Source organism: Paenibacillus sp. BJ-4 (assembly GCF_020404765.1).
Taxonomy (GTDB): Bacteria; Bacillota; Bacilli; order Paenibacillales; family Paenibacillaceae; genus Paenibacillus.
In genome coordinates this window covers 1-15,254 of the sequence record NZ_JAIVEM010000172.1, presented here as the reverse complement: position 1 = coordinate 15,254, position 15,254 = coordinate 1, and the positions used below count along the sequence as shown (strand labels likewise).

Sequence of the window (15,254 nt, the reverse complement as noted above, 5' to 3'; positions counted from 1 at the left end):
GCTAAATCGATTCATATCATACATGTTCAGCAGTCTATATTATGATACCTATGGCTTAGAAAGAGAGAGAAGCGAGCACCATATACACATTAACTTCTTGTCCTAATCCTACAGCGATCCCCATTAAGCCAAAGGCTATCCAAGTATAAGCAGAGATACGATGCGTCTTCTTCCATGCCGTTTCATTCGAAAGCAGCCAAGGGAACTTCAAACCAATTAAGCGGTTAGGTGTTATTGAAGCAAAAGACATCCCCACTGCTAAATGCAAAATAGCCGATAAAAATAAAGCTAATTTTAGTGGGCTGAATAGAAGCTCGCCCGAATATTTGAACATGAGTGCAAGGAAAATCAAATCAAGTACAATAAATACACTTGCACAAATCTTACGATAAGGTACTAATATGTCCTCAGAAAAGGAAGCTCTATGCTTTGAATACCTTGGATTCAATATTACGATAGCTAATGTAATAATCATAGTAACTAATGGAAAATATAACAATGCTATACGATCCTTAGTGGAATGTAACGAGGAGGAAAAGAAAGCAAAATTCATAACATGCAGCACAATAAAAAAAATACATGCGTCCACGGCTTCTTGAATTCTTCTTTTACATCATAATTACTCTTACTCTCCATGTCGCCAAACCCTCCATATAACAGAAACTGAGTGACTCCACTTTATTATGCGTATTTTCCAATACCAAAAATGGAATAAACATCACAAAAACAAAAAAGCCGATCCCTCAGGACCGACTTCCTACCCTATTCTCCTTTAACCTTACCTTCACACCGCCAGTTACTTCGAAATGTCCAAAAAGCCCTCTCCGAACACATCCCGCACATCATGAATCGTGATAAACGCTGCTGTGTCGATAGCTTTTACAATCTTTTTAAGCGCCGACACTTCTTGCTTACTAATGACGATATACAGAACTTCCTTCGGGTTTTTGGTGTAATATCCGTGGCCTGACAGAACGGTAACTCCACGATCCATTTGCGTAATGACCATCTCTGCAATTTTGTCTTGATACTCGGAGATAATCATGACCGCTTTCTTAGGGTTTAACCCCTCAATCATGAAATCCATAACCTTGGTACCCACGTACAGGATAACGATGGTCAGCATCAATTTTTCCGGACCAATAATAAAATAGGAAGAGAACGCTACGATCAAATCAAAAAACAGCAGGGCATAGCTGATATTCCAATCCAAATATTTATTGGCAATCCGCGCCAAAATGACCGTTCCTGCCGTTGTGCCCCCTACCCGCACGATTAAGCCAATTCCGATTCCGACCAAAACCCCGGCAAACACGGCATTAATCGTCAGCTCATGCGAGTCAATCTGCCAGTCAGCCGTTAAATGCAAAAATAATGAGTTAAATGCAACTGCAATGACGGTGTATAACGTTGTTCTAGCATCCAGAAATTTATATCCAATAATTAACAACAGACCATTAATCACCAGATTGACGATTGAGGGAGACCACTGAAACAGGTAGTACAAAATAATCGTAACCCCTGTTACACCCCCTTCGCCAAACTCATTCGGGATCACAAACAGATTAACTGCCAGCGCGAAAAAAAACGCGCCCAGAATGATAAATGCTATGTCTGCAATTCTTTTTTTCATATATGTCATGGTCCTTTCCCAAACATTCCAACGGATGAATAGCCAAAGGAATTTGCTGACTCAAGCTGTCAAAATACGCTTACAACCAGTTCATGGTATCTACTTACAAACCTAAAGTCAATATAACTTTGACACTTTAATTCGCCACCAGACTGCCTTAATCCCGGCTTCAAGGCTTTGCAAAATTCGATTGCACTCGCTCCAAAGTACAAAATAGTAACGAAACCAAGCCATTTCGACAAAAAAACACAATCCCGACTACTAAACTAAGAAAACGGGCCTCTAGCCCTTGTTTTGGACCTAGGCACATCCTCCCTCAAAATGACCATCCTCCTAATACACATTTTGGACGCATACGACCATCTTCCTGTTTTATGTCAAAATCGTTTTACTTTGAAAAAATGCGGGTATAATGATTGCAATCTTACCAAGCAACCAACATGGCATTACGACATCAAGTACATACAAATAGTCCTATACAGACGTCCTAAGCAACTCAATCTGGATTTGACAAAATGGAATTGGAGGAACAAACCACATGAATACAATGAACTTAACCGTACACACCCTGATGCCCTTTCACCACCAATACCAACGTGCCAACGCAGTGAGTATGCAGAAGAAAGAAGATAGCTCGGAGAAGAAGCTCAGCTTTCAGGACATTTTAAATGAGAAAATGGGTAAAAAATAAAGCAGCCTTTTTCGGTCGCTTCATCTTGCGTGACATAAGCTCAAAAGCCGTGTTTCCCTACATCGTCTGTAGAGAAACACGGCTTTTTTGGAGTTATTTACATGCGGACGCATAAGCGACTATCCTCACTTAAGCTTGCCAGCGTAAGTAATCCGGCTTCCCAATAGGTTGACCCACTTCCAACCTATTGCCCCGCATCCCGATATTGCTCTGCCTTTTCACGCATCCCGGCAGCTACAGCCTCTTCTGTATTCAGCCCCTTGTCTGCCGCATAGGCGCGAATATCCTGCGTAATCCGCATGCTACAGAATTTGGGACCGCACATCGAGCAAAAATGTGCTTCCTTGGCCCCCTCCGCCGGTAGCGTCTCATCATGGTAGGATAGAGCACGCTCGGGGTCGAGGGAAAGGTTGAACTGGTCGCGCCAGCGGAACTCAAAACGAGCCTTGGATAAGGCATCATCCCGTTGTTGCGCCCGTGGATGGCCTTTCGCCAGATCGGCAGCATGTGCCGCAATTTTGTAGGTAATAACTCCTTCACGAACATCATCCTTGTTCGGCAGACCCAAATGCTCCTTTGGCGTAACGTAGCACAGCATGGACGTCCCGAACCAACCGATCATGGCTGCTCCGATGGCCGAGGTAATATGATCGTAGCCGGGCGCAATATCCGTCGTGAGCGGTCCCAAAGTGTAAAAAGGAGCTTCCTTGCAAATTTCCATTTGTAAATCTACGTTCTCCTTGATTTTGTGCATTGGAACATGCCCCGGACCTTCGATCATGACCTGGACATCATGCTTCCATGCGATTTGCGTTAGCTCACCCAGTGTTTCCAGCTCTGCAAACTGCGCTTCATCATTCGCATCATAGATGCTGCCCGGACGTAGACCATCCCCGAGGGAAAAGGCGACATCGTATGCTTTCATGATTTCGCAGATTTCCTCAAAATGCGTGTACAAAAAGTTCTCCTGATGGTGGGCAAGGCACCAAGCCGCCATAATCGACCCGCCTCGGGAGACAATTCCCGTCATTCTATTCGCCGTCATCGGAATATAGCGCAGGAGCACGCCCGCATGAATTGTAAAATAGTCTACACCCTGCTCCGCTTGCTCAATCAGGGTATCGCGATACAGCTCCCACGTCAGTGCCTCAGCTTGGCCGTTTACCTTTTCAAGCGCTTGATACAACGGTACCGTTCCAATCGGCACTGGAGAATTCCGGATGATCCATTCACGCGTGGTATGGATATTACGGCCTGTGGACAGGTCCATGACCGTATCCGAGCCCCAGCGCACAGCCCAGGTCATTTTCTCCACTTCCTCCTCAATGGAGGATGTAACCGCCGAATTTCCAATGTTGGCATTGATCTTCACGTGAAAATGACGTCCAATCACCATCGGCTCATTTTCCGGGTGATTGATATTGGAAGGCAAAATCGCCCGTCCCGCCGCCAGCTCCTGTCGCACAAACTCGGGCTCCACCCCTTCACGAATTGCTGCAAATTCCATCTCGGGCGTAATGATTCCCATCCGAGCATAGTGCATTTGTGTCACCGTGCGCCCTTGCGACGCGCGTAGCGGACGATGGGTCACGCCGGGGAATTCCGCTGTCTCCCGCTTGGAACCGGGCTTCAGCCCGTTGTCCTCCGGCTTAACCGTACGTCCCTCGTAAGCCTCGACATCGCCCCGTTCCAGCACCCAGGCCCGTCGAAGCGGCGGCAGGCCCCGTCGGATGTCCACCTGATAGGCCTCGTCCGTCATCGGACCACTTGTGTCATACACGCGCAGCGGCGCATGATGCTCTGTACCCTGCGGCGTATGTGTGGGATGCAGCGCGATTTCACGCTCTGGCACGGCAATATCCGGCCGCGAGCCTTGAATATACACCTTCCGGCTCCCCGGAAAGGGCTTAACCCCACCAGCTTGCTCCGCACTTGTCTTCTCTGAACCTGTCTTTCCTGGCTCTGCTGCCTTCATTTCAGTTTCTTCTGTTTCCGTCGGTTTCATTGTTCGTTCCTCCCGTTTCGATGAAATGACACACCGATCCGGAACCATTCCCAGGGTGGCTGATCTATGCAAAAAAGCCGGTTCCCCAGGGAACCGGCTAATCTAACGAAGAGCTATCCAAAAGTACGCACACAGAATAATATATTCCATGCGCCTTCTTAGGCAGCAGCTGCGTATACATTTCAATGGCCGATTACTTCCCTACGCTGGTATGATCCAGATCAGGTGCAAAGGGTCCGGAATCTTGTACGATTCCATCTCAGCCCGGCATTACAGGCTCCCCCAGTAACTGTGATACTTCGATTTGCATGAGGCGGCGATAACAGACATCCCGCCATCCTCATCAGATTACTTTAAATTTACTGCTTTGGCAACCCTACTCTAGTCCTGTTACGGGAGCATAAGCCCCATTTCCTTCGCAGCTTCGATCAAAATTGGGGCAAAATCATGCAGCGTCTCAGGTGCAAGTCGGCTGACCGGACCAGATACAGACAAGGCCGCAGCGACCTGTCCCTTCCGGTTGACCACAGGCGCCGCTACAGCGGCAGCGCCTGGCTCCCGTTCTTCATAGCTGGTTGCATATCCCTTCTCACGAATGTCCTGCAGCTGAGCTTTATAGACCTCCGGGTCTACGGAGGACGGCCATTCATCCCCCCTGAGTAGAGCTTCCAGCTCCTGCGGCGGCATAAAGGCTGCCAGCACCTTGCTGGAAGCCCCTACAGCCAGCGGCATACGCGCACCCACCGGCGCAACGCGGCGGATCGCCTGGTTGCTCTGAACGGCTTGAATGCGAATACGCATACTGCCGTCCCGCAGGTACAAGCTGACCGTCTCACCCAGACGGTCACGCAGTCCTTCCATCGCAGGCTGCAGCAGCACTGCCGGCTCATCACTTTGTGACAGATGGGTGGACAACTCCCATATGCGGAAGCCGAGCCGGTATTTTTCGGTTGCGGCATTCCGAACGACAAAGCCACGATCCTCCAGCGTAGTCAGCAGCCGATGAACCGTGCTTTTATGTAGCCCAATTTTGGAGGCAATCTCCGTCAGGCCAAGATCCGAATCTGCGGTAAAACACAGCAATATATCAAGCGCACGCTCCACAGCACGAACGGTTAATTTACGGTCTTCCATCGTGAACCGCTCCCCTTGCATCCATTTTCGTTTCACACCATGAAACATGGTTACATAAATTATATAGAATACCCGCGGCTACTGTAAACCAATGTTTTTGTGACAGCTATATTACAAAAGAAGAACAAACATCGACAATTCTTTGCATCATTTTTACTTTTCCAGTTCAGGCGTTGACTTTGGATAATCCCCATCATACGATAATAGGTATCAATAAGGACATACACTATCATTTTCAAGTGAATTTGTACCTAAATTCTATAGCATGAAGTTCAATTTTATATAAGGAGGCTCTTACATGATTTCGACATCCCAGCGCAGCTCTCAGCTACAAACCGCTGTTCAGGAGCCGTCCATCCCACTGATTAATCCCCGTCTGCTGCGGTTCAAGCACATTGTGATTGCGCTGCTGCTATCGGTCGTATTTTTTCTGCTGTTTTGTTTTATTGCCCTGCATGCCTACATCGCATGGGTACTGACGAATCCAACCGTGGCACCGCTGTACTCTAACCCGATGCAGGCGAAGGGAATGCCCTATGAGGAAGTCAGCTTCCCTGCCAAGGACGGCAGCCGCATGGTGCAAGGCTGGTATATCCCAGCGGATCAATCGCGGAAAACCATTATTTTCAGCCATGGATATGGGGCCAACCGCGAAGAAAGCTGGATTCCCATGTATGATCTGGCACATTATGCCCACCGTTTAAACTTTAATGTGGTCATGTTCGATTACGGTTTTGCGTCTCAAAACAGCAAAGCAGTCGCGACCGGAGGCAAAGCGGAATCCCAACAGCTTCTTGGGGCGATCCAGCTTGCGAAGCAACGCGGCTCGTCGGAGATTATCGTATGGGGCTTCTCAATGGGGGCAGGAACCGCCCTGCAGGCGGGCTTGCAAACCAAGGATGTGGACGCGATGATTTTGGACAGCACCTTCCTGTTGGAGCCGGATACGCTGTACCATAACATTCATAATCAAATTAATCTGCCACGCCATCCGTCTTTGGAAATTCTCGAGTTGCTGTTTCCAGTTTTGAACGGCACCAGCTTGCATCAAATTCCATATCAAGAGGTTAAAAAGGAAAACTATCCGTTCCCGATTATGTTTGTGCATGGTACGCAGGACGAAAAAGCTCCTTATCCCATTGCGGAAAAGCTCGCTGCCAATCAGACCAATCCGCTTTCCAGTGTGTGGATTGTCAAAAACGGGCTGCATGAGCTTATTTTCAGAGAGCATCCACGTGAATATTTGCGGCGGGTATCGACGTTTTTAAGCAGTGTGCAGGAGCTGGAGGACAAGAAGACCATCGCTAATGCGAATAAGCCAACGACTGCGAAGTAATGAAATGATATAGAGAAGCCTGATTATGGACACTTCACTTGTGCCTTAGTCAGGCTTCTTTTTCTGCATCCCAATGGCATTCATGATTCTGCATGACATGTGATATCTGACGGAGAGAGTTTATAGACATATTCCCTACGAGAGGGCGAATATACTGGGTACGTATGCATCCGGGGCAGATTCTTTCTCCAAACCGGAAAGCCATAGCGGGATACGGGAGGTAAAAACAATGCTGAGTACTTATGGGGCTTTTCTGCCCTTACGCGTGCTGGAGGAAATCCGGCATTGGAAGCAGCAGGAAAGTTGGCATGTGGAAGTGATTAAGTCCGCTACTGAGGGGCTTGAGCCTGCATATGTGCAGCTGCTCGATGATTGGCGAACTGTATTTGAACAGACTGAACGTGCTGCTGTTGAGCTGCTTGAAGAGCAGCGAAACGTCCACGCTCACGCAGATCAGGCTTGGCAACACTCATGGGATCAAAAATCGGCTGCTCCACAAGCACATACACACGAACTGGCTAAACCATCAGGACAGTCAAGGGAATGGGGTGAGGCGTCATCATCTGGAGAGGTGCCATTGCCAGAGACTGCCTCACAAGATCTGCATCGTCGGCTGGACGGATTGCTGCAAACTGCAAACCGCCAGTCACAGGAGTATGTGCGCCAGCTCGGCCTGCTGAACGAGCACAGTCTTGCGTTACGGCAGCAGCCCAGATCCGCCGGAATTGTGCTGCACGCGGCCCATGAAAGCCAATATTTCCTGATCTCCACTACACCCTTTCAAGAGCCTGGCTCCATCGCAAGGGCCGCTGGGTTGTATCATGTGTCAGCCGAGGGTGAGCACTACCCTGAGGATGCGTTTCGAGAGCGGCAGGCGGGCATACGGGGAGAAGGCACATGGGCATCTAAAGGCGTTCAGTCCGGTCAGACACAGCCTTCGGCAACGGAAAAAGCTTCCCCCGGCCGCTCGGTTCCTATTGGGGGACATCGGTTACCGCCGCTCCCTTATCCCTATAATGCGCTTGAACCTTACATTGATGAAAAAACGATGCGTATTCACCATGACAAGCATCATTTGAGCTATGTGAATGATTTGAATAAAGCAGAGAAGAAGCTGGAAGAGGCCCGCAAAACAGGTGATTTTGACCTCGTAAAGCACTGGGAACGGGAGCTGGCGTTTAACGGTGCAGGCCATTATCTGCATACTCTTTTTTGGACGATTATGAGTCCTCAAGGCGGCGGAACACCAAGCGGGCCGCTGGCTGAGCAGATCAAGAAGGATTTTGGCAGCTATGAGGCATTCAAAAAGCATTTCAGCTCAGCCGCCGAAAAGGTTGAGGGCGGCGGCTGGGCGATTCTGGTGTGGAGTCCGCGTGCGGGACGGCTTGAAATTTTGCAGGCCGAAAAGCACCAGAATCTGACTCAGTGGGAGTCCATTCCGTTGCTGGCGCTTGATGTGTGGGAACACGCCTATTACTTGAAGCATCAAGCTGAACGCAACAAATACATCGAGGATTGGTGGCATGTCGTCAACTGGCCTGAGGTGGAAGAACGCTATGCTCAAGCCTCCAAGCTGAAATGGCAGCCCTTCTAAGCTGATTGCCATGTGAGCTAGTGTGCTAAATCCATGCTCTACCTTACACTTGTGAATCGTATCGTTCTCTAAGTGCAGCTATCTGTTCTGACAATCCTTGCGGTTGCACCAACGAGCCATCGACAGGTAAAATCGTAGCCCGGCTTTCGATCACCCGGCGCAGAGATGCTGTATAGGCCTCAACAGATGGCACTCCAGCCAGCTCTGCCAGGCTGCCCATTGTTGCCGGATTTACCCGCGGATAATCCGGCTGCGGTACGCCCGCCTTCGTATCTCCGGCTGCCGCCGTATAAAACTGCTGCACCGCCTGTGCACGCCCCGCACCACTGCCCTCAATCATCACGAAAGCCGTGATGATATACGCCTTGGCTTGACGCCGCTGCGCAATGCCGCAAAACTTGCGGCCTCGAACGCTGACATCGTAATCACCGGGACAGAAGGACCCGGTGATTTCCCCGGTCTGCGCCTCGGCAGACCACGGGGCCAGCGCATCGGCAATCAGCCCCGCCATGAGCCGGAAATCCTCATGCAGGCTGATCGCATGCTGCGGATTCGGCAGGATCAGGGACAGGTTCAGTACCCCCCTGTCCAGCATGACGGCTGCTCCGCCCGAGGGGCGCACGCACACCGAGATTCCCGTGCTGCGTACATGCTCCATCGCCAGCGGCGCGTATGGAAGCCTGCGGTCGCGGTGACCGATGACAAGCGCAGCCGGATGCCGCCACAGGTGCAAAATAGGCGCAGCACCTTTTCCAACTTGCCGACAGGCCAGCTCCTCCCAGGCCAGCGGAGACAAAACGTCCATCTGGGTGAGCGTAAGCGGCGCTTCAATCCATTGCAAATCAGGCAAAACGGTTGTTTTTTCTGTTGAGCTATGTACGTTCTCCATACGTTATCCCCTATCTTAAAAAGAACTGTTATTCATACGCTAATCGTAATTTTGGCTGTCCACCTATCCCATGTTAGCAAAAAAGGGTGGCTACGCCTATGCGTAAACCACCCCTTTCATCACCTAACCGTTACGCCCGTTCGATCAATCCTTGATCAGGGACAGAAACTCTGCGCGCTGTGCTGCATTATCACGGAACGTGCCGCGCACCGCAGACGTTACCGTTTTACTGCCAGGCTTTTTGACGCCTCTTGCACACATGCACAGATGCTCGCCTTCCACGACCACCATAACCCCGTGAGCCGAAACCGCTTCATTTAGAATATCCGCGATCTGTGACGTAATCCGCTCCTGAACCTGCAATCGACGGGTCACAGCCTCCACCAGACGGGCAAGCTTGCTCAATCCAACAATTTTACCGCTGGGTACATAGCCGATATGCACTTTTCCGAAGAAAGGAGCCATATGGTGCTCGCACTGGCTGTAATAGACGATGTCCTTCACAATCACAAGCTCCTCGTGATTCTCGTCGAATGTCACACCCAGCGCATCCCGAGGATCAACCTCATAACCCGCAAATATTTCCTCATACATGCGCGCTACGCGTGCCGGTGTTTCTAACAGCCCTTCACGCTTGGGGTCCTCACCGATCAGTTGTAAAATCTGCTCCACATGGTACTCGATTTTATCCCGGTTATCCGCAGCTTTGCGGTTAATATAATCTTTTACGCCAGCCACAGTAATCCTCCTCTATGCAGCAACCTCATGCGACATCCGTGCTCACGCTGCTCATTATTTCCGACGGCCCTGATTTTTACGCGCACCTGGCTGATTTTTGGAAAACTGCTGGTTCTTCATCATCTGCTGGGCTTTCTGCATTTGCTTTCCATTCAGGTTGTAACCCATCTGCTTGGCCATTTTTTGCAGCGTTTCAGGGTCGTTTTGCATCTTCTCAAGCTGTTTGCGAAGATAATAAGCACCGATGAAAAATCCCCCAACCAAACCAACAATCAGGGTAATAATCGGAATGACAATATTCCACACCACGAAGTCGTCACCTCTGTATATTTATATGAAACATCATGCATTACACACGAACCTATCATAGCAAAACATGAGACAGCTAGCAAATCACAATTTGCAAACATATGTCCTTATTCTTTCTCCAACTCCAGCAGCTTGGTCTTGACCGGCAGGCCTCCCGCATAACCGACCAAGCCTCCGTTTGCTCCTGATACCCGGTGACATGGAATCAGGATGGGCAACGGGTTTTTGTTGTTTGCTCCGCCGACTGCACGTACGGCCTTGGCTCGCCCGATGGACTCCGCAATATCCTTGTAGGACACGCTCTGTCCATACGGAATATTTTGCAGTGCACGCCATACCTGCTCTTGGAAGGGAGTCCCTCTCAAATCATAGGCTATACTGAATTCCCGTCGTTCTCCGGCAAAATATTCACGCAGTTGATCTGCGGCCTCGCGCAGTTTTTCCGGTTCCTGCACATAGACATATTCCCCGATCCACGTTCTGGCCCATTGCTGAAGCAGTGCCTCCTTCGCATAAAAAACGCCAAACTCTATTCGACACAGCCCCCGATCCGTTGCGCACAACGTTAAAGGGCCCACAGGTGTCTCCATTTCATCGTAATAAATGGTGGTTGGACCCTGTGAATCATCGGCCGTTACTTCTGAATTTGACAATTCAGAACCCTTTTGCTGTTCTGCCTGCTGTTGCTCCTCCAGTTTGGAATGCGCCTGCGCGATCATTTCGCGTACTTGCTCATGTTGTTCCTTCTCTGATGCTTGCTTGATCGCTGTCATAGCGTTTTCTCCTCCTATTCGGCTCAAAGCCCAAGCCGCCGTGCCCCGAAGCTCGGGGCGCGGATCATCCAACAGAACCTCCGTCAGCTTGGGTACGGCACTGATATCCTTGAAATTGCCTAGCCCGATAATGGCATTGCGCTGAATTGGCTTTTTCCCCCGCCAAGCTGCCGCGCTTTGACCAAAGCGTTCCTTGAATTCACGATTGCTCAAATCCAGCAACGGCAGCAGCAGTGGCTTCACAATTTCGGGATCGGGTGTAAGCTCAGGATGATGATTCCAGTTAAGGCCCCGATTTTTGGGACATACCATTTGGCAGGTATCACATCCGTACAGCCGATTCCCTATTTTCAGCATAAACTCTTCATCCAGAAAGCCTTTCGTTTGTGTCAAAAAGGACACACACCGCTGCGCATTCAGCTGCCCCGGTCCCACAAGCGCGCCCGTAGGACACGCGTCCAAGCATTTGGTGCATTCCCCGCAGCCGTCCGTGACGGGTTCATCTGGTTGAAAAGGAATGTTCGTCAGCAATTCGCCCAGATAAATCCATGATCCCAGCGTCGGTGAGATCATCATTGTGTTTTTGCCGCTAAAGCCGATACCTGAGCGTTCCGCTACAGCTCGATCCGACAGTTCCCCGGTATCCACCATGCTTTTCAACATCGCATCAGGCACCCGCTCACTTATAAAGGCCTCAAGCTTCTCCATCGCCTCGCGCAGCACAAGATGATAATCCTTCCCCCAGGCTGAACGTGCCAAAATACCACGGTACTTGCCCTTTTCCGACTTTGGCGGATTCTTCATTTTGGCAGGATACGCCACCGCAATGGCAATCAGGGATGCAGGCTGTGAGCCATATAGCTCCGGATAAATCCGCTTATTAATATCCGGCTCCTCAAAGCCGGATTCATAGCCTTTGGCCCGATGCTCTTCCAATATAGCTTTCAGAGACAGAAAGGGGTCGGCGGATGCGAACCCGATCGAGTCGATACCCAGCCCCGGAGCCGCCTGAATGATTTCCTGCTTGAGTGATGCCCAGGTCGAGGCGGTTCCGGCAGCCGTTGATACTAATCCGCGTTGCATCCGATACTCACCTCTCTTTCATTCCTTCGTACGTAATCACTTGTATGAGGAATTTGTAATAATCCTCATATCTCAAATTTCAACAGAAAACAGCAACAGATGCTACCGTAAATTTTTAACAGCGCTGGTCGCCAGAAAATCACAGCGATTGTTCAGCTCGTTGTCACTGTGCCCCTTCACCTTTACATATTCAACCTCATGCTTGCCCATCAGTTCCCACAGTTCTTCCCACAGCTCTTTATTTTCAACGGGCTGATTTTTACTGTTGCGCCAGCCGTTACGGAGCCAATTCTTAATCCAGCCCTGTTTGAAGCAATTGACGACATAGGCAGAGTCACTGTGGACTTTGACGTGACAAGGCTCCTTGAGCAACTTTAGCGCTTCGATCACAGACTTGATCTCCATGCGGTTGTTTGTTGTCATTTTCTCGGCTCCGGACAGTTCCTTGCGATGATCTCCATACAGCAAAACGACACCCCACCCCCCAGGACCCGGGTTTCCCGAACATGCGCCGTCGGTATATACCATCACTTCTTTCATATTCCTCTTCCTTTCCTGATTCGCAACCGTCTGCTCCGTCATGATCCTGATCGGTTCACACGCGTTCCGCATTGATTTCAAACTATCGTTGCTCTATAGCCACTTCCAATCAGATATCGGCCAAAAAATAAACTCCGCACGCCCCAGCAAATCCTGAGATTTAATGCTGCCGAAATAGCGGCTGTCCTTGCTTGCGGCAGTATGGCGATTATCTCCCATGACAAAAAAGTGACCCGGCTCCACCGTAAAAGGGCCGTAATCACCATCCTCCACCCTGGAGTTGGTGTAAGGCTCATTTAGCAGTTCACCGTTCACATACAAACGATTATGTTCCACCCGAATCACATCCCCGGGAGTGCCTATCACTCTTTTCACTAAAAATCTCGGGCTGGACGGCTTGGAGTCGGGATCTTTTAAAATCACGATGTCTCCCCTGGCCGGATCATGAAAATTGTAAACCAGCTTGTTAACGAACAAATGCTGGCTCTCCATGAGTGTCGGCTGCATCGAATGTCCTCTGACCGTGGACAAATTAAACACGAACAGGTTTAGAAGCAGCAAGACGATCAGCGCAATCAGAAGGGTGACCAACCAATCGCGTAAGTAACCAGAGCGACCTGCCTGTTTTGATGTTTCCGGTGAAGGAAGCGGGCCTGACGAAGGAGCCAAAGCGTCCATAATATACCTCCTTAACCCTGTTATAAATAGAAAAGCATATCCCGTACCCGATTGCAACGGTTACTCAGATATGCTTAAATTGGAAATATTAGCCTTAAAAATATTCAATTCTCTTTATATCGATGATTGCCGTTTAATGAGGAGCCAAAATACTGAGCTTCTGAAAAGCCTGTAAAATCTGGTTTGCTCCATAGCCCATTGCTTCATACAAAGGCATGGCCGCGCTGTTATGCTTGTCCCCGGCTACCAAAATACGGCTAACCTTACGTTGTTGAAAACGTTGCTCCATGGCCTCTACAAGCGATTTCCCAATGCCCATCCGACGATGATCGGGGTGAATAGCAATACGATAATAACAACCATGATTGTGATCTATCGTGCCAATCAGGGCACCAACGATCTCTCCCTCTTCTTCCGCAACGACGATCAAACCGGAATCCCACGAAAGCTGACGGGCAAAAGCACCCACCGTCTCTTTGTAGCACTCCTCTGACAAAGCAACTTGCATGAGTTCAGTTACTGGATTCACATCACTTAATTGAAAGGAACGAACGTGCATAAGTAATATCTCCCTTTTCGTAAGCTTAATAAAAAAATGAGACAACGCCGTCATTTTTACATAAATCCTTAATGTTCTTAGCATGGTGTTAATCACAAGGCATTATGATAAAAATGCATACGATCTGCTATATATAAAATGATCAACAGGAAAAGGGTGTGTGCCCTCAAATTCGTCAGGTCCAAAGACATGACAAGATATAGCAGACGACAAAAAAGCCGAAATTTCTGCTTCCTTGATCATTAAACCATACTTTTAATAGGAATACATCCCTTTTTCTCATGTAAACGCTGTATATGAAGCGTTTACATTTTTGTATCTTATAATTTCCCTCTTATTACCTATATTTTGTGTATTCCAGTCGGGGTTTGGACATGCTAGCTACCAGGTCGTATTTCCCAGTTTGCTATTTTACAAACAAAAATGTTGATAAAATAGCCTGAATGCGGTTTAATATAACTGTAGAGGGTATTATTACATAGGAATACCTTACCCAACCATATAACCAGGAGGGATTTACTATGGCATTTCAATTACCAGAACTTCCTTACGCGAAAGACGCACTGGAGCCGCACATTGATGCGCTGACAGTAGAAATTCACCATGATCGTCACCATAACACATATGTAACAAACCTGAATGCAGCTTTGGAGAGCGCTCCTGAACTGCAAAGCAAAAGCCTGGAGGATCTGATCTCCAATCTGGACAGCGTTCCTGAAAGCATCCGCACTGCGGTTCGCAATAACGGTGGTGGACACCACAACCACAGCCTGTTCTGGGAAGTTATCGGTCCTAACGGCGGCGGACAACCAACGGGTGCCATTGCTGAAGCAATCAGCAACGAGCTGGGCGGCTATGACAAATTCAAAGAAGACTTCACTAAAGCAGCTACAACACGCTTTGGTAGCGGCTGGGCTTGGCTGGTTGTCGGCAAAGACGGCAAACTGGCAATCACTAGCACTCCTAACCAAGACAGCCCACTGTTTGAAGGTCTGACTCCGGTACTTGGACTGGACGTTTGGGAGCATGCTTACTACCTGAAATATCAAAACAAACGCCCGGACTACATTGCAGCATTCTACAATGTTATCAACTGGGATGAAGTAAACAAACGTTACGCGGCAGCAAAGAAATAAGTCAGTAACAACATTCACTACTCTATAATAAAGGCTGTCTCCAAGTAGAATTTTGGTCATACCCCTGTCAAGTAGACAAGTGAAAAAAGGCTAAGCAGCCAGCGCGTGCCGGTACTCAATCGGCGCGCGCTGTTTGAGTTTGGCCTGAAATCGTTG

15 protein-coding genes and 1 riboswitch are annotated in these 15,254 nt (G+C 49.1%); of the genes, 4 read left to right on the top strand and 11 right to left on the bottom strand.

The annotated features are described in order from the left end of the window. Positions 1-55: 55 nt before the first annotated feature. Both LCF57_RS26150 and LCF57_RS26145 read right to left on the bottom strand, forming a co-directional pair. Positions 56-475 carry an SdpI family protein gene (locus LCF57_RS26150; RefSeq protein ID WP_226003269.1) on the bottom strand — a complete coding sequence of 140 codons (420 nt, stop codon included), beginning with the start codon at positions 473-475 and terminating at the stop codon, positions 56-58. A gap of 321 nt (positions 476-796) precedes the next feature. Beyond that, positions 797-1,633: a YitT family protein gene (locus LCF57_RS26145; protein ID WP_226003268.1), complete on the bottom strand. Its 837-nt coding sequence runs from the start codon at positions 1,631-1,633 to the stop codon at positions 797-799. Between the two features lie 538 nt (positions 1,634-2,171). Between LCF57_RS26145 and LCF57_RS26140 the strand changes: the two genes are divergently transcribed. Beyond that, on the top strand, positions 2,172-2,324 hold the full coding sequence (locus LCF57_RS26140) for a hypothetical protein (RefSeq protein WP_010348453.1): 153 nt from the start codon (positions 2,172-2,174) through the stop codon (positions 2,322-2,324). A gap of 184 nt (positions 2,325-2,508) precedes the next feature. On the opposite strand, the gene thiC is transcribed toward LCF57_RS26140, so the two are convergent. Together thiC and LCF57_RS26130 are read right to left on the bottom strand one after the other, a co-directional pair. Continuing rightward, positions 2,509-4,329: a phosphomethylpyrimidine synthase ThiC gene (gene thiC, locus LCF57_RS26135; RefSeq protein WP_226003267.1), complete on the bottom strand. Its 1,821-nt coding sequence runs from the start codon at positions 4,327-4,329 to the stop codon at positions 2,509-2,511. A 181-nt stretch (positions 4,330-4,510) separates the two neighbouring features. After that, positions 4,511-4,623, bottom strand: a riboswitch (TPP riboswitch). Between the two features lie 96 nt (positions 4,624-4,719). Continuing rightward, entirely contained in the window at positions 4,720-5,463 is a 744-nt protein-coding gene (locus LCF57_RS26130; protein WP_152380450.1) for an IclR family transcriptional regulator, read from the bottom strand. Positions 5,464-5,761: 298 nt separating this feature from the next. Here LCF57_RS26130 and LCF57_RS26125 point away from each other — a divergent pair, with 298 nt between their 5' ends. Together LCF57_RS26125 and LCF57_RS26120 are read left to right on the top strand one after the other, a co-directional pair. Next, the gene (locus tag LCF57_RS26125; protein ID WP_226003266.1) at positions 5,762-6,799 is read left to right on the top strand and encodes an alpha/beta hydrolase; all 1,038 of its coding nucleotides are present in this window, start codon (positions 5,762-5,764) and stop codon (positions 6,797-6,799) included. Positions 6,800-7,028: 229 nt separating this feature from the next. After that, complete coding sequence (locus LCF57_RS26120) at positions 7,029-8,393, top strand: Fe-Mn family superoxide dismutase (protein ID WP_226003265.1); 1,365 nt, start codon at positions 7,029-7,031, stop codon at positions 8,391-8,393. Between the two features lie 43 nt (positions 8,394-8,436). Here the strand turns inward: LCF57_RS26120 and LCF57_RS26115 are convergent, their stop codons facing one another. The 7 genes from LCF57_RS26115 to LCF57_RS26080 all read right to left on the bottom strand — a co-directional run bounded on the left by LCF57_RS26115 (position 8,437) and on the right by LCF57_RS26080 (position 13,962). Further along, positions 8,437-9,282: a biotin/lipoate A/B protein ligase family protein gene (locus LCF57_RS26115; protein ID WP_226003264.1), complete on the bottom strand. Its 846-nt coding sequence runs from the start codon at positions 9,280-9,282 to the stop codon at positions 8,437-8,439. A gap of 144 nt (positions 9,283-9,426) precedes the next feature. Next, positions 9,427-10,020 (bottom strand): GTP cyclohydrolase I FolE, encoded by a 594-nt coding sequence (gene folE / locus LCF57_RS26110; protein WP_226003263.1) that lies wholly within the window; start codon positions 10,018-10,020, stop codon positions 9,427-9,429. A gap of 54 nt (positions 10,021-10,074) precedes the next feature. After that, entirely contained in the window at positions 10,075-10,329 is a 255-nt protein-coding gene (locus LCF57_RS26105; RefSeq protein WP_013369414.1) for a YneF family protein, read from the bottom strand. Between the two features lie 107 nt (positions 10,330-10,436). Next, positions 10,437-12,185, bottom strand: coding sequence for a tRNA epoxyqueuosine(34) reductase QueG (queG, locus tag LCF57_RS26095; RefSeq protein ID WP_318840810.1), 1,749 nt, complete (start codon positions 12,183-12,185; stop codon positions 10,437-10,439). Between the two features lie 102 nt (positions 12,186-12,287). Continuing rightward, positions 12,288-12,725, bottom strand: a complete 438-nt coding sequence (rnhA, locus tag LCF57_RS26090; protein ID WP_226003304.1) for a ribonuclease HI — start codon at positions 12,723-12,725, stop codon at positions 12,288-12,290. A gap of 93 nt (positions 12,726-12,818) precedes the next feature. Beyond that, complete coding sequence (lepB, locus tag LCF57_RS26085; protein WP_226003262.1) at positions 12,819-13,403, bottom strand: signal peptidase I; 585 nt, start codon at positions 13,401-13,403, stop codon at positions 12,819-12,821. Positions 13,404-13,536: 133 nt separating this feature from the next. Further along, entirely contained in the window at positions 13,537-13,962 is a 426-nt protein-coding gene (locus tag LCF57_RS26080; RefSeq protein WP_413232235.1) for a GNAT family N-acetyltransferase, read from the bottom strand. A gap of 521 nt (positions 13,963-14,483) precedes the next feature. On the opposite strand from LCF57_RS26080, the gene LCF57_RS26075 reads away from it, so the two are divergent. Further along, positions 14,484-15,098, top strand: coding sequence for a superoxide dismutase (locus tag LCF57_RS26075; protein ID WP_226003260.1), 615 nt, complete (start codon positions 14,484-14,486; stop codon positions 15,096-15,098). Positions 15,099-15,254: the final 156 nt, after the last annotated feature.

What these genes read in the sequence shown, in the direction of transcription:
- LCF57_RS26075 (WP_226003260.1), top strand. Translation starts at nt 14,484, where the DNA reads ATGGCATTTCAATTACCAGAACTTCCTTACGCGAAAGACGCACTGGAG.
- LCF57_RS26130 (WP_152380450.1), bottom strand. Translation starts at nt 5,463, where the DNA reads ATGGAAGACCGTAAATTAACCGTTCGTGCTGTGGAGCGTGCGCTTGAT.
- LCF57_RS26120 (WP_226003265.1), top strand. Translation starts at nt 7,029, where the DNA reads ATGCTGAGTACTTATGGGGCTTTTCTGCCCTTACGCGTGCTGGAGGAA.
- LCF57_RS26080 (WP_413232235.1), bottom strand. Translation starts at nt 13,962, where the DNA reads ATGCACGTTCGTTCCTTTCAATTAAGTGATGTGAATCCAGTAACTGAA.
- LCF57_RS26145 (WP_226003268.1), bottom strand. Translation starts at nt 1,633, where the DNA reads ATGAAAAAAAGAATTGCAGACATAGCATTTATCATTCTGGGCGCGTTT.
- LCF57_RS26115 (WP_226003264.1), bottom strand. Translation starts at nt 9,282, where the DNA reads ATGGAGAACGTACATAGCTCAACAGAAAAAACAACCGTTTTGCCTGAT.
- rnhA (WP_226003304.1), bottom strand. Translation starts at nt 12,725, where the DNA reads ATGAAAGAAGTGATGGTATATACCGACGGCGCATGTTCGGGAAACCCG.
- queG (WP_318840810.1), bottom strand. Translation starts at nt 12,185, where the DNA reads ATGCAACGCGGATTAGTATCAACGGCTGCCGGAACCGCCTCGACCTGG.
- LCF57_RS26125 (WP_226003266.1), top strand. Translation starts at nt 5,762, where the DNA reads ATGATTTCGACATCCCAGCGCAGCTCTCAGCTACAAACCGCTGTTCAG.
- LCF57_RS26150 (WP_226003269.1), bottom strand. Translation starts at nt 475, where the DNA reads ATGATTATTACATTAGCTATCGTAATATTGAATCCAAGGTATTCAAAG.
- lepB (WP_226003262.1), bottom strand. Translation starts at nt 13,403, where the DNA reads ATGGACGCTTTGGCTCCTTCGTCAGGCCCGCTTCCTTCACCGGAAACA.
- thiC (WP_226003267.1), bottom strand. Translation starts at nt 4,329, where the DNA reads ATGAAACCGACGGAAACAGAAGAAACTGAAATGAAGGCAGCAGAGCCA.
- LCF57_RS26140 (WP_010348453.1), top strand. Translation starts at nt 2,172, where the DNA reads ATGAATACAATGAACTTAACCGTACACACCCTGATGCCCTTTCACCAC.